The sequence below is a fragment of the Enterobacter sp. 01-M-02-SI-ECC genome (genome assembly GCF_047530595.1).
In the GTDB taxonomy this organism is placed as follows: Bacteria; Pseudomonadota; Gammaproteobacteria; order Enterobacterales; family Enterobacteriaceae; genus Enterobacter; species Enterobacter cloacae_M.
In genome coordinates this window covers 41,660-54,653 of record NZ_JBLKCZ010000014.1, presented here as the reverse complement: position 1 = coordinate 54,653, position 12,994 = coordinate 41,660, and the positions used below count along the sequence as shown (strand labels likewise).

The following is a 12,994-nucleotide window of genomic DNA, read 5'->3' as shown; positions in this document are numbered from 1 at the left end:
TTATTTCTCGCTATCGACCAGGCCGCGGACAAACGCGCGCTGCATGGCTAAAACAATGACTACGGGTGGGATAAGGGTGAGCAGCATCGCCGCCATCACCTGGTTCCAGAGGGTGGTGCCTTCGCCGGTGGCGATCATGCCTTTGATGCCCGCCACAGCGGTGCCGAGGTTGACGTCCTGAATAATTAGCAGCGGCCACAGGTACTGGTTCCAGCCGTATATAAAGGTGATCACAAACAGCGCCGCAAGGTTGGTTTTCGACAGCGGCAGCACGATGTCGCGGAAGAAGCGCATCGGCGACGCGCCGTCGATGCGTGCCGCTTCAATCAGCTCGTCCGGCAGAGTCATAAAGAACTGGCGGAACAGGAAGGTGGCGGTCGCCGAGGCCATCAGCGGCAGGGTTAAGCCCGCGTAGCTGTCGAGCATCTTCAGGTTGGCGATCACCTCCACCGTCGGGAAGATACGCACCTCTACCGGCAGCATCAGCGTAATGAAGATCATCCAGAAGAAGAGGTTACGCAGCGGAAAGCGGAACCAGACGATGGCGAAGGCCGAAAGCATCGACACCGTAATTTTGCCGACCGTAATGCCAAACGCCATGATGAAGCTGTTGAGCATCATCAGCCAGAACGGCGCGCTGTTGGCGCCCACTCCCTGGGTCCAGATGGTCTTCATGTTCTCGAACAGATGCCCGCCGGGGAGCAGCGTCATCGGCGTGTCGAACACCGCTTTGGTGTCCAGCGTGGCGGCGACGAACGCCACGTACAGCGGGAAGAGGATGACGATGATCCCTAAAATCAGCATGGTATGGCTGAAAATCGTCAGCCCGCGACGGTTCTCAATCATTGGTAGCGCACCTTACTTTCGACATAGCGGAACTGCACCACCGTGAGGATGATGACGAGGAACATCAGCACAACCGACTGCGCGGCGGAGGCAGAGAGATCCAGACCGGCGAAGCCTTCGCGGTAGATCTTGTAGATAAGCGTGGTGGTCGCCTGTACCGGACCGCCTGCGGTCGCCGCGTCGATCACCGGGAAGGTGTCGAAGAAGGCGTACACGAGGTTAACCACCAGCAGGAAGAAACTCACCGGGGCGATCAGCGGCAGCGACAGTCTGAAGAAACGACGAATGGGCCCAGCCCCGTCGATGGCAGCGGCTTCCACCAGCGAGCGCGGGATGGACTGCAGCGCGGCAAAGAAGAACAGGAAGTTGTAGCTGATCTGCTTCCACACCGAGGCGAACACCACCAGAAACATCGCCTGGCCGCTGTTCTGGGCGTGGTTCCAGTCGTAGCCCAGTTCGGCCAGGAAGTGGGTAATCAACCCGCGCCCGGGGTTAAACAGGAAGATCCACAGCACGGCGGCGACGGCGGGAGCCACGGCGTAAGGCAGCAGCATCAGGGTTTGATAAATACGGCTGCCTCGCACCACGTAGTCCACCAGCGCGGCGAAAAACAGCGAGGCAACCAGACCGCTGACGGTCACCAGCGCGCTGAACTTCATCGTCGTCCAGAAGGAGTCCAGGTAGTAGCTGTCATGGAACAGCGCGGTAAAGTTGTCCAGGCCAACAAACTGGCTGGAGAGCCCGAACGGATCGACGCTTTGTACCGAGTACCACAGCGCTTCGCCCGCAGGCCAGATAAAGAAGATAACGGTGATGACCAGCTGCGGCGCGACCAGAAGATAGGGCAGCCAGCGGGAACGGAACACCGGACGGGATGATGACATTGAGATTTGGTTCCTGGCGATTTCTGTTTTCTCCCTCTCCCAGTGGGAGAGGGTTGGGGTGAGGGCATCAGGCCGCATTAATCCGTAGGCCCGGAACGCTGCGCGTCACCGGGCATTTTTTTACGATTTGGTCGACTGCTCAAAGCGGCGCAGCAGTTGATTCCCGCGCTCTACCGCAGAGTCCAGCGCCTGCTGTGGCGTTTTCTTACCGGTCCACACGCTTTCCAGCTCTTCATCCACGATGGTGCGGATCTGCGGCATGTTGCCCAGACGCAGGCCTTTGGTGAACGGCAACGGCGGCTTGTTCAGCATCTGACGCGTCGCGATGTCCGCGCCCGGGTTCTTGCTGTAGAAGCCCTGCTCGCGGGTCAGGTCGTACGCGGCTTTGGTGATCGGCAGGTAGCCGGTCTTCTGATGCCATTCGGCGGCGTTTTCAGGCTTCGCCAGGAAGTCGAGGAACTCGGCCACCCCTTTGTAGGTGCCCTTGTCTTTACCCTGCATCACCCACAGGCTCGCCCCGCCGATGATGGCGTTCTGCGGCGCGCCCTTCACGTCAGCGTCGTACGGCATCATGCCCACGCCGTAGTTGAATTTGGCGTAGTGGCGGATATCCGCCAGCGAGCCGGAAGAGGCGGTGGTAATGGCGCAATCGCCGTTGTAGAACTTCTCGGTGGATTCGTCTTTACGCCCGAAGTAGCTGAAGTCGCCCTTCTTGTTCAGATCGGCAAGCAGCGCGATGTGCTTCACCTGCTCCGGCTTGTTGAACTCCAGTACCGCATCGGTGCCGTCGAAGCCGTTGTTTTTGGTCGCCACCGGCAGGCCGTGCCAGGCGCTGAAGTTTTCAATCTGGATCCAGCCCTGCCAGCCGCTGGCGTAGCCGCACTTCATCCCCGCCGCTTTCAGCTTCGCGGTGTACTCCGCCAGGTCCTGCCAGGTTTTTGGCGGCTGCTCCGGGTCTAAACCGGCTTTTTTGAAGGCGTCTTTGTTGTAGTAGAGCACCGGCGTGGAGCTGTTAAACGGCTGAGACAGCAGATGGCCGGTTTTGGAATCGGTGTAGTAACCCGCTACAGTCGGCACGAACTGCGATTCGTCGAAGTTGATGCCCGCTTCTTTGAACACTTCATAGACCGGCTTGATGGCTTTGGAGGCCATCATGGTGGCGGTACCCACTTCATAAACCTGTAACAAGGCCGGCGCGTTGCCGGTACGGAAGGCGGCGATGCCCGCGCTCAGGCTCTGCTCGTAGTTGCCTTTGTACACCGGCACAATTTTGTAATCCGGATGGGCGTCGTTGAAACGCTGCGCCAGGGAGTCAACTTCTTTACCCAACTCCCCTTCCATGGAATGCCAGAACGGAATGGTGGTCACAGCCATTGCGTTCGCCGCAAAAGCCATACCCAGTGCCAGACCCAAAGCTGTGTGTCGTAACGATGTCATTGTCATCTCTCTTATTGTGCCGGATGCGCGATATCACGCGTTTTATGCTCGCGAGGTAACATGACATGCTCGAATTACAGAAAAATAACTGTTTGTTTACAGATAAGTGACAGCCAGGCGTCAGGGGGATGATGGTTGTGTGAAGGGGATGGGGGTTAGGTGCGGTCTGGTGCCCTCACCCCAGCCCTCTCCCACAGGGAGAGGGAGCAAACATTAAAAAAGGCAACTTGCGTTGCCTTTTTGCTTTTACCTAGTGCGGTCTGGAGCCCTCACCCCGACCCTCTCCCACGGGGAGAGGGAGCAAACACTAAAAAAGGCAACTTGCGTTGCCTTTTTGCTTTTACCTATCCGCCCAGGTACGCGCTCCGCACCGCCTCGTTCGCCAGCAGCGCGTCGCCGGTATCCTCCAGCACCACGCGGCCGTTCTCCAGCACGTAGCCACGGTCGGCGAACTTCAGCGCCTGGTTGGCGTTCTGCTCGACGAGGAAGATAGTCATCCCCTCTTTGCGCAGCTGCTCAATGGTGTCAAAAATCTGCTGGATGATGATCGGCGCCAGACCGAGCGACGGTTCGTCCAGCAGCAGCAGGCGCGGTTGGCTCATCAGCGCGCGGCCAATCGCCAGCATCTGCTGCTCACCGCCGGACATGGTGCCCGCACGCTGGATGCGGCGCTCCCACAGGCGCGGGAAGAGTTCGTATACCCACTTGATGCGGGTCTGGTATTCATCGCGGTGAGCGAAGAAACCGCCCATCGCCAGGTTCTCTTCCACCGTCATACGCGAGAATACGCGGCGCCCTTCCGGAACAATCGCCACCGCCTCGCGCATGATTCTGGCGGTCTGCCAGTCGGTAATGTCTTTACCATCGAACACAATACGCCCGCTGGTGGCGCGCGGGTCGCCGCACAGGGTGCCGAGCAGCGTGGTTTTGCCCGCGCCGTTGGCGCCAATCAGGGTCACGATTTCACCCTGATTGATATGCAGGCTGACGTCGTGCAGCGCCTGGATCTTGCCGTAGTGCGCGTTGACCTTGTCGAACGTTAACATCGCTTTTTCCATCTTATGCCTCACCAAGGTATGCGCGGATCACGTCCGGGTTGTTGCGGATCTCTTCCGGCGTGCCGTTAGCCAGCGGCGTGCCCTGGTTTACCACGTAGATACGGTCCGAAATGCCCATTACCAGCTTCATGTCGTGCTCAATCAGCAGGATGGTGGTGTCGTGACTGTCGCGCAGCTCGGCAATCAGCTCGTCCAGCTCTTTGGTCTCTTTCGGGTTGAGCCCTGCCGCCGGTTCGTCGAGCATCAGGATTTCCGGCTGCGTCACCATGCAGCGCACGATTTCCAGGCGGCGCTGGTCGCCGTAGGCCAGGTTGCTCGCCTGACGGTTGGCGTGCTGCAGCAGGCCAATGCGGTCGAGCCAGGTGGCGGCGCGGTCAAGCGCTTCATCCTGCGCGCGGCGGAAGGCCGGGGTTTTCAGCAGGCCGGAGAACAGCCCGGTTTTCAGCTGCTGATGCTGTGCCACCAGCAGGTTCTCAATCACCGTCATCTCGCGGAACAGACGCACGTGCTGGAAGGTACGCACTACGCCCATGCGGGCGATCTGCTGGCCAGGCAGCCCTTCCAGGTGCTGATCGCGCAGCATGATAGTGCCACCCGTTGGCTTGTAGAAGCCGGTCAGGCAGTTAAAGACCGTGGTTTTCCCCGCGCCGTTCGGACCAATCAGGGAGACAATCTCTTTCTTGTGCAGATCCAGATTCACGTTGTTGACCGCCAGCAGGCCGCCAAAACGCATCATCAGGCCGTTAACGGATAATAATGGCTGACTCATGCCTGCTCTCCTTTCGCTTGCCCGTTCTTCAGCTTCAGCTGTGGACGGGTCATCGGCAGCAGACCCTGCGGACGCCAGATCATCATCAGCACCATCAAACCACCCAGCATCAGCATGCTGTATTCGTTAAAGTCGCGCATCAGCTCGCGCGAGACCACCAGCAGGATGGCCGCGAGGATAACGGCAAACTGCGAGCCCATCCCGCCGAGCACCACAATTGCCAGCACAAAGGCGGATTCGGCAAAGGTGAACGATTCCGGGCTAACGAAGCCCTGACGCGCGGCAAACAGCGTTCCGGCGAAACCAGCAAACGCGGCGCTGATGGTGAACGCGGTCAGCTTGATGCGGGTCGGGTTCAGGCCCAGAGAGCGGCAGGCGATCTCATCTTCACGCAGCGCTTCCCACGCGCGGCCCAGCGGCATGCGCAGCAGGCGGTTGATCACGAACAGGGTAATCACCACCAGCAGCAGCGCCACCAGATAGAGCCAAATCACGCGGTCGGACGGGTCATACTTCACGCCGAAGAAGTTGCTGAAGGTGTCCCAGCCGCCTTCGCGGGCGGTACGGCTGAATTCCAGGCCGAAGAAGGTCGGTTTCGGGATCTGGCTGATGCCGTTCGGGCCGCCGGTCACTTCGGTGTTGTTGAGCAGCAGGATACGGACGATTTCGCCGAAGCCTAAGGTCACAATCGCCAGGTAGTCACCGCGCAGGCGCAGCACCGGGAAGCCAAGCAGGAAGCCAGCAGCGGCAGAGACCAGCCCCGCCAGCGGCAGGCAGGTCCAGAAGCCGAGACCGTAATAGTGGTTCAGCAGCGCGAAGGTATAGGCGCCGATGGCGTAGAAGCCGCCGTAGCCCAGCACCAGCAGGCCCGAGAGCCCCACGACCACGTTCAGACCGAGGCCGAGAATCACGTAGATCATGGTCAGAGTGGCGATATCCACGGTGCCGCGAGACACCACAAACGGCCACGCCACGGCGGCTACCAGCAGCGCCACGAGGAACAGCTTCTGCTTAACCGTAGAACCGTCGATTGCCGGCAGCACGAATTTCGGACCGGAGACGTTTTTCAGCGTCTTCTGGAACAGCGGACGCAGCAGCTGGAACAGGAACACCACGGCCGTACCGATAAATACCCACTGCCAGCGAATGTCAGCTGCGGTATCGACAACCAGTTTGGTGCCATTCAGCTCAAGCTGGACGCCCATAAAGACGCTGGCCAGCACGAAGAACATGGCGGCAGAGAGCAGCGCCATTGCAAAATGCATCGGTTTCATACTTTCTCTACCTCCGGACGGCCCAGAATACCGGTAGGCATCACCAGCAGAACCAGAATCAGCAGGGCAAACGACACCACGTCTTTATATTCCGTGCTCAGGTACGCCGAGGAGAGCGCTTCCGCCACGCCCAGGATCAGGCCGCCGATCATCGCGCCCGGAATACTGCCGATACCGCCCAGAACCGCCGCGGTGAAGGCTTTCATCCCGGCCATGAAGCCGATGTACGGGTTGATCACGCCGTAGAACTGGCCGAGCAGGACACCCGCCACCGCCGCCATCGCGGCGCCAATCACGAAGGTCAGGGCAATCACGCGGTCGGTGTTGATGCCGAGGAGACTCGCCATCTTCAGGTCTTCCGCGCAGGCGCGGCAGGCGCGTCCCATACGCGAGTAGCGGATGAACAGCGTCAGGGCGAGCATCGCAATAAAGGTCACGACCCAGATAACCAGCTGCATGGTGGTGATAGAGGCCGCGAAGTTTTCGCTGGCCCCCACAATCCACTGGCCGTTAAACAGGCTTGGCAGCGCCACGTCGCGCGAACCTTCGGTCAGGCTGACGTAGTTTTGCAGGAAGATCGACATCCCGATCGCGGAAATCAGCGCAATCAGGCGCTTGGAGCTGCGCACCGGCCGGTAGGCCACGCGCTCAATGCTCCAGCCGTAGGCGCTGGCAATCACAATCGCGCCGACAAACCCGGCGGCGACCAGCAGCCAGCTGCTGTCGATGCCCATCATCATCAGGGCGGCGATAATCATGAAAGAGACGTAGCTACCGATCATGTACACCTCGCCGTGGGCGAAGTTGATCATGCCGATAATGCCGTAAACCATCGTATAGCCGATGGCGATCAGCGCGTAGGTGCTTCCCAGCGTAACGCCGTTAAACATCTGCTGCAGGAAATAGAGAAACTGCTCGGACATATGCAAACCTTTTTATACCCGCCCGTCATGCCGGGCGGTGGGATGATTATTTGGCGGCCGAGGATGAACCGTCGGCGTGCCACTTAAAGACACCAAACTCAAATCCCTTCAGATCGCCTTTCTCATCCCAGTTCAGCGGCCCAATCACGGTGCTCGCCCCGTGTGCTTTTAAATCTTTCACCAGATCCAGCGGTTCTTTGCTGCCGGAGCGATCCAGCGCGGTGGCCAGAGACTGTACGGCCGCGTAGGTGATCCAGACGTATGGACCACTTGGATCTTTCTTCTGCGCCTTGAGCGCATCCACGATAGCCTTGTTGGCCGGATCCTGGTCATAGCGTTTTGGCATCGTCACCAGCATGCCTTCAGCAGAATCCCCGGCGATGTTCGACAGAGAGGCATTGCCCACGCCCTCTGGCCCCATAAACTGGGTCTTCAGACCGGTGGCGCGCGCCTGACGCAGCATCTGCCCCATCTCCGGGTAGTAGCCGCCGTAGTAAACAAAGTCGATATTCTCTTTTTGCAGGCGGGCAATCAGCGCGGAGAAGTCTTTCTCACCGGCGGTAATGCCGTCGAAGAAGACGATGTTCGCGCCGCCTTTTTTCAGGCCGTCCTGCACGGAGCGCGCCAGGCCTTCGCCGTACTGCTGTTTGTCATGAATAATGGCAATGCGCTGTGGCTTAACGGTCTCGAGGATGTATTTGGCGGCGGTGGGGCCCTGCGAGGAGTCCAGACCGGCGGTACGCATAATGTGCTGGTAGCCGCGCTGGGTCAGTTCCGGGTTCGTTGCGCCTGGGGTGATCATCAGTATGCCTTCGTCTTCGTAGATATCAGACGCAGGCTGCGTGGAGGATGAGCACAGGTGGCCGATCACATACTGGATACCGTCATTGACGATTTTGTTGGCGACCGCGACGGCCTGTTTAGGATCGCAGGCGTCGTCATATTCCACGCCCACCAGCTTGTCGCCTTTGATGCCGCCCTTAGCGTTGATGTCTTTGATGGCCTGGCGCGCGCCGTTGAACTCCATGTCACCCCACTGGGCAACAGGGCCGGACATCGCCCCCACTACCGCAACCTTAATGTCGTCTGCCATAGCGGCATGCGAGATCGACAGTGCGACCATCCCCGCGATTAACGTCTTCGCGTTCCTTTTCATCTCTGAATCCCCATTCGTGATGTCGTGTTTATATTTTGTTTTATTATGGTTAAAAAGCATTCTGTACTTTTAATGAACAACGCTATTTTTACCAGTGCCTTTAATGGTTTAGCGCAGTTTTTTGTCAAAAACCAGACTAAAATCTCTATTTTTCAGGCGATTAAGCAAAGATAATATTCTGAAATCAGGCAGAGATAAACAAATAAAAGTGCAGTTTGCAGCATAAAATAACGGTACAAAGCGCCGAATAAATCACTACCGTTCAGGTTAAAATTCTGCTTATTTTTCGATCCATGTGTTTTCAAACTGCCCATCGCGTTGCCAAAAAACTAATCACCTGGTTAATGAGAATAAAAAGAGGAAGCCGCTGAGTGAATAAATTGAGTACACTGCCCCTACTCAATCTGATTTGGACAAGTGGCTAATGAAACTGACTATCGTGCGTCTGGTGACCTTTAGCGACCAGGATCATATCGACCTGGGCAAGATCTGGCCGGAATATTCCCCTTCGTCGCTGCGCGTTGATGAGACCCACCGCATTTATGCCGCGCGTTTTAACGAACGCCTGCTGGCTGCGGTTCGCGTCACCCTGAGTGGTACAGAAGGGGCGCTGGACTCGCTGCGCGTGCGTGACGTCACCCGTCGTCGCGGTGTGGGACAGTATTTAATTGAAGAAGTGATCCGCGAAAACCCGAGCGTGACCTCATGGTGGATGGCTGACGTGGGCGTGGAAGACCGCGGCGTGATGGCGGCGTTTATGCAGGCGTTAGGGTTTACGGCGCAGGAGAGCGGTTGGGAGAAGCGCCAGGGCTGATTTGTGCTGCCTGATGCCCTCACCCACGGGGAGAGGGAGAAAACATTAAAAAAGGCAACTTACGTTGCCTTTTTGCTTTTATTTTGCGTCTGTCGCCGTGCCGTTAGCATGCCAGTCAAACACGCCGAACTCAAAGCCCTTCAGGTCGCCCTTCGTGTCCCAGGAGAGTGGTCCCATGACGGTCTCGACGGTATTCGCTTTCAGCCAGGTGGCAATCTCAGCCGGATCGGCCGACTGGTTCAGGCCCGCCTGCAGCGACTGCAGCGCCGCGTAGGTGGTCCAGACGAACGCGCCGCTTGGATCCTGTTTCTTCGCCTTGATGGCATCTACGATAGGTTTGTTCGCAGGGACCTGATCGTAGTTCTTCGGTTTGGTTACCAGCAGGCCTTCGGCTGATTCACCCGCAATGTTGGACAGGGAAACGTTCGCTACGCCTTCCGGCCCCATAAACTGGGTTTTCAGGCCCGCAGCGCGCGCCTGGCGCAGGATCTGGCCCATTTCCGGGTGGTAGCCACCGTAGTAAACGAAATCAATATTCTCTTTCTTCAGACGCGCTACCAGGGTGGAGAAGTCTTTCTCACCGGCAGTGATCCCGTCGAAGAACACCACGTCGGCATTCGCTTTCTTGAGGTTATCCTGCACTGAACGCGCCAGACCTTCACCGTACTGCTGCTTGTCATGAACGATGGCAATGCGCTTCGGCTTCACTTTTTCAACGATGTATTTCGCCGCGGTTGGGCCCTGGTCAGAGTCCAGGCCGGTGGTGCGCAGGGTCAGCTTGTAGCCACGCGCGGTAAGCTCTGGTGCGGTCGCCGCCGGGGTGATCATCAGAATACCTTCGTCTTCGTAGATGTCAGACGCTGGCTGAGTAGAGGAAGAGCACAGGTGACCGATAACGTATTTGATCCCGTCGTTCACCACTTTGTTCGCGACCGCGACCGCTTGTTTCGGGTCACAGGCATCATCATATTTTACGATCTGCAGTTTTTCGCCTTTGATACCGCCCTTAGCATTAATGTCTGCAACCGCCTGTTCAGCGCCGGTAAATTCCTGGTCGCCGTACTGTGCTACCGGACCGGACATTGCGCCAACCACAGCCACCTTGATGTCTGCCTGTGCCATGGTGCTGAATGCCAACGCGATACATCCTGCCAGTAACGCTTTACCCTTCATGTTCATCCTGAGATTCCCCATTATTATGGTTATTACGATTGTTGTGATGTTGTTGTGCAGCGCTTTATGTCAGTTATAGGTGTGCTGTCCGCGATTTTTCAGCATACTCTGCTAAAACATACCCGATTTTTATGATTTTGGAATAGCTAATTTGAAATGAATATATGATAAGCCCGGCAGGGATTTTCGCCGGGCATATGGCTTTAACGTGTCAGCGACGCGGAGATAATGTCCAGCGCTTTACGGAATTGCGCTTCAGGAATAGTCAGCGGATACAGGAAACGAATGACGTTGCCGTAGACGCCGCAGCTCAGCAGCAGCAGCCCTTCCTGCAACGCGCGATCCTGCACTTGGCGGGTAAATTCCGGCGAAGGCTGCCCCGTTTGCGGGTCGTTAAACTCCACCGCTACCATCGAGCCCTGCGCGCGAATGTCAGCGATATACGGGCAGCGTTCCTTCGCCTTATTCAGCACTTCCACCAGGTGGTGGCCAAGATGCGCCGAGCGCGTGCAGAGATCCTCTTCATCAATCACGTCGAGCACGGCATGTGCCGCCGCAATCGCCAGCGGGTTTCCGGCGTAGGTACCGCCCAGCCCGCCAGGCGCGGGTGCGTCCATCACTTCCGCACGGCCAGAAACCGCCGAAAGCGGCATCCCGCCCGCCAGGCTTTTCGCCATGGTGATTAGATCGGGCTTCACGCAGTGGTGTTCCATCGAGAACAGCTTGCCGGTACGGGCGAAGCCGCTTTGCACCTCGTCGGCAATCAGCAAAATACCGTGGGTGTCGCACAGGGCGCGCAGCGCCTGCATAAAATCAGCTGGCGCAATGTTGAAACCGCCCTCTCCCTGAACCGGTTCGAGAATAATGGCCGCGACCTGGTCGGGTGCGATATCCGCTTTAAAGATACGTTCCAGGCTTTTCAACGCTTCCGCCGTGCTGACGCCGTGCAGTTCATTCGGATACTGCGCGTGATACACCGAACCGGGGAACGGGCCAAAGCCGATCTTATACGGCGCAACTTTGCCGGTCAGCGCCATGGTCATAAAGGTGCGGCCGTGGAACGCGCCGCCAAAGGTGATAAGGCCTGGACGTTTGGTGTACGCCCGGGCAATTTTGACCGCGTTTTCGACCGCCTCTGCCCCCGTGGAGAAGAACGCGGTTTTGGCCGGACCGTCAACGGGCACGCGCTGGTTGATGCGCTCGGCAAGCGCGACATAGCCTTCGTACGGCACAATCTGGTACGCCGTATGGGTAAACGCGTGGAGCTGTTTTTCAATAGCGGAAATGACTTTTGGATGGCGATGGCCGGTATTCAGCACCGCGATCCCGGCGGCGAAGTCGATGTACTCGTTGCCTTCCACGTCCCACACCGTGGCGTTTTCAGCTTTATCAGCATAGAAGTTACACATTACGCCGATGCCGCGCGGCGTCGCCTGTAAACGCCGGTCGTTCAGTTCGTTATTTTTCACCCTGTCCCCCTGAGAAAGTCGCCTGCTTAGCGCATCAGTAAGTGTTTGCCAGGGGGAGGGAATTCGCCAGAGCGGGCGCTAAAAAAACAAAACCCCCAGACTTTCATCCAGGGGTTCTCGGTGTACTTCGCGGAAATTACGCTTCGATAGCGGCGCGAAGTTTTTTCATGGCGTTCTTTTCAAGCTGACGGACACGTTCCGCAGAAACGCCGTAGCGGTCGGCCAGCTCCTGCAGCGTGGACTTGTTGTCTTCGTCCAGCCAGCGGGCGCGGATAATATCCTGGCTACGCTCGTCGAGGCCTTCCATCGCATGGGTCAGCTTGTTCGCGGCCTGATCTTCCCAGTTATCCTCTTCGATGCCGTCAGCAAAGTTCGAGGTTTTATCCTGCAGATACAGAACCGGTGCCATCGGCTGGCTGTCAGATGCGTCGTCGTCGGAGGACATATCAAAGGTCATGTCCTGCGCGGCCATACGGGATTCCATCTCACGCACGTCTTTGCTGGTTACGCCCAGCTCGCGCGCCACCATTTCCACTTCATCCTGGTTGAACCAGCCCAGACGCTGCTTGGCTTTACGCAGGTTGAAGAACAGTTTGCGTTGCGCTTTTGTCGTGGCGACTTTCACGATACGCCAGTTGCGCAGCACGTATTCATGAATTTCTGCTTTGATCCAGTGCACAGCGAAGGAGACGAGTCGCACACCCACTTCCGGGTTAAAGCGACGCACAGCCTTCATCAGGCCGATGTTACCTTCCTGAATCAAGTCCGCCTGCGGCAGGCCATAGCCCGCATAGTTACGAGCAATGTGAACAACAAAGCGCAGGTGAGACAGGATCAGCTTTTTCGCTGCTTCCAGATCGCCCTGGTAATGCAGCTTTTCAGCAAGCTCCTTTTCTTCCTCGGCCGTTAACATCGGCCAGGTGTTCGCAGCCCGGATATAAGATTCCAGGTTACCAACAGGGGCTAAAGCTAAAGTTTGCATTTCTTTGGTCATTCATTCCTCTCAATGTTTCTTCTGGTCCTGGTCGTCCCCGTCAGGCAACAACCATGCCAAAGCGTTTGAGCAACGAGATTAGCATTCACTCTTTTATCAGACAGTGATTTTATCCACAAGTTCCAGGTGCAACGGTGAATAAATTACGCACAAATTGTGACATGGAGATGATAACAGGGGAAGCGACAACAGGGACG

12 protein-coding genes are annotated in these 12,994 nt (G+C 57.4%); 1 reads left to right on the top strand and 11 read right to left on the bottom strand.

Annotation, left to right across the window (positions count from 1 at the left end; all coding sequences use genetic code 11):
• The 8 genes from ugpE to livK form a co-directional block, all read right to left on the bottom strand.
• Positions 1–846, bottom strand: a complete 846-nt coding sequence (ugpE, locus tag ACMWLG_RS17190; RefSeq protein WP_045402515.1) for a sn-glycerol-3-phosphate ABC transporter permease UgpE — start codon at positions 844–846, stop codon at positions 1–3.
• On the bottom strand, positions 843–1,730 hold the full coding sequence (gene ugpA / locus ACMWLG_RS17185; protein ID WP_023310026.1) for a sn-glycerol-3-phosphate ABC transporter permease UgpA: 888 nt from the start codon (positions 1,728–1,730) through the stop codon (positions 843–845). Before ugpA ends, ugpE begins: the two co-directional genes overlap by 4 nt.
• Before the next feature lie 120 nt (positions 1,731–1,850).
• Complete coding sequence (gene ugpB, locus ACMWLG_RS17180) at positions 1,851–3,167, bottom strand: sn-glycerol-3-phosphate ABC transporter substrate-binding protein UgpB (RefSeq protein WP_045402518.1); 1,317 nt, start codon at positions 3,165–3,167, stop codon at positions 1,851–1,853.
• 344 nt (positions 3,168–3,511) lie between these two features.
• Entirely contained in the window at positions 3,512–4,225 is a 714-nt protein-coding gene (livF, locus tag ACMWLG_RS17175; protein WP_072254535.1) for a high-affinity branched-chain amino acid ABC transporter ATP-binding protein LivF, read from the bottom strand.
• Between the two features lies 1 nt (position 4,226).
• Positions 4,227–4,994, bottom strand: coding sequence for a high-affinity branched-chain amino acid ABC transporter ATP-binding protein LivG (livG, locus tag ACMWLG_RS17170; protein WP_023310024.1), 768 nt, complete (start codon positions 4,992–4,994; stop codon positions 4,227–4,229).
• Positions 4,991–6,268, bottom strand: a complete 1,278-nt coding sequence (gene livM, locus ACMWLG_RS17165) for a branched chain amino acid ABC transporter permease LivM (RefSeq protein ID WP_023310023.1) — start codon at positions 6,266–6,268, stop codon at positions 4,991–4,993. Before livM ends, livG begins: the two co-directional genes overlap by 4 nt.
• Positions 6,265–7,191, bottom strand: a complete 927-nt coding sequence (livH, locus tag ACMWLG_RS17160; RefSeq protein WP_008500099.1) for a high-affinity branched-chain amino acid ABC transporter permease LivH — start codon at positions 7,189–7,191, stop codon at positions 6,265–6,267. The genes livM and livH overlap by 4 nt, the downstream gene beginning before the upstream one ends.
• A gap of 46 nt (positions 7,192–7,237) precedes the next feature.
• Positions 7,238–8,347: a high-affinity branched-chain amino acid ABC transporter substrate-binding protein LivK gene (gene livK, locus ACMWLG_RS17155; RefSeq protein WP_045402522.1), complete on the bottom strand. Its 1,110-nt coding sequence runs from the start codon at positions 8,345–8,347 to the stop codon at positions 7,238–7,240.
• A 424-nt stretch (positions 8,348–8,771) separates the two neighbouring features.
• Between livK and panM the strand changes: the two genes are divergently transcribed.
• A complete protein-coding gene (gene panM, locus ACMWLG_RS17150; RefSeq protein ID WP_023310021.1) occupies positions 8,772–9,161 on the top strand; it encodes an aspartate 1-decarboxylase autocleavage activator PanM in 390 nt (129 codons plus the stop codon).
• 78 nt (positions 9,162–9,239) lie between these two features.
• Here panM and livJ read toward each other — a convergent pair whose 3' ends face one another.
• The 3 genes from livJ to rpoH all read right to left on the bottom strand — a co-directional run bounded on the left by livJ (position 9,240) and on the right by rpoH (position 12,797).
• A complete protein-coding gene (livJ, locus tag ACMWLG_RS17145; protein WP_021242735.1) occupies positions 9,240–10,340 on the bottom strand; it encodes a branched chain amino acid ABC transporter substrate-binding protein LivJ in 1,101 nt (366 codons plus the stop codon).
• Between the two features lie 197 nt (positions 10,341–10,537).
• Positions 10,538–11,803 (bottom strand): 4-aminobutyrate--2-oxoglutarate transaminase, encoded by a 1,266-nt coding sequence (locus ACMWLG_RS17140; RefSeq protein WP_045402525.1) that lies wholly within the window; start codon positions 11,801–11,803, stop codon positions 10,538–10,540.
• 136 nt (positions 11,804–11,939) lie between these two features.
• Positions 11,940–12,797 carry an RNA polymerase sigma factor RpoH gene (gene rpoH / locus ACMWLG_RS17135; protein WP_023310018.1) on the bottom strand — a complete coding sequence of 286 codons (858 nt, stop codon included), beginning with the start codon at positions 12,795–12,797 and terminating at the stop codon, positions 11,940–11,942.
• Positions 12,798–12,994: the final 197 nt, after the last annotated feature.

Coding starts and splice junctions, on each gene's coding strand:
- ugpE (WP_045402515.1), bottom strand. CDS start 846: ATGATTGAGAACCGTCGCGGGCTGACGATTTTCAGCCATACCATGCTG.
- ugpA (WP_023310026.1), bottom strand. CDS start 1,730: ATGTCATCATCCCGTCCGGTGTTCCGTTCCCGCTGGCTGCCCTATCTT.
- ugpB (WP_045402518.1), bottom strand. CDS start 3,167: ATGACATCGTTACGACACACAGCTTTGGGTCTGGCACTGGGTATGGCT.
- livF (WP_072254535.1), bottom strand. CDS start 4,225: ATGGAAAAAGCGATGTTAACGTTCGACAAGGTCAACGCGCACTACGGC.
- livG (WP_023310024.1), bottom strand. CDS start 4,994: ATGAGTCAGCCATTATTATCCGTTAACGGCCTGATGATGCGTTTTGGC.
- livM (WP_023310023.1), bottom strand. CDS start 6,268: ATGAAACCGATGCATTTTGCAATGGCGCTGCTCTCTGCCGCCATGTTC.
- livH (WP_008500099.1), bottom strand. CDS start 7,191: ATGTCCGAGCAGTTTCTCTATTTCCTGCAGCAGATGTTTAACGGCGTT.
- livK (WP_045402522.1), bottom strand. CDS start 8,347: ATGAAAAGGAACGCGAAGACGTTAATCGCGGGGATGGTCGCACTGTCG.
- panM (WP_023310021.1), top strand. CDS start 8,772: ATGAAACTGACTATCGTGCGTCTGGTGACCTTTAGCGACCAGGATCAT.
- livJ (WP_021242735.1), bottom strand. CDS start 10,340: ATGAACATGAAGGGTAAAGCGTTACTGGCAGGATGTATCGCGTTGGCA.
- rpoH (WP_023310018.1), bottom strand. CDS start 12,797: ATGACCAAAGAAATGCAAACTTTAGCTTTAGCCCCTGTTGGTAACCTG.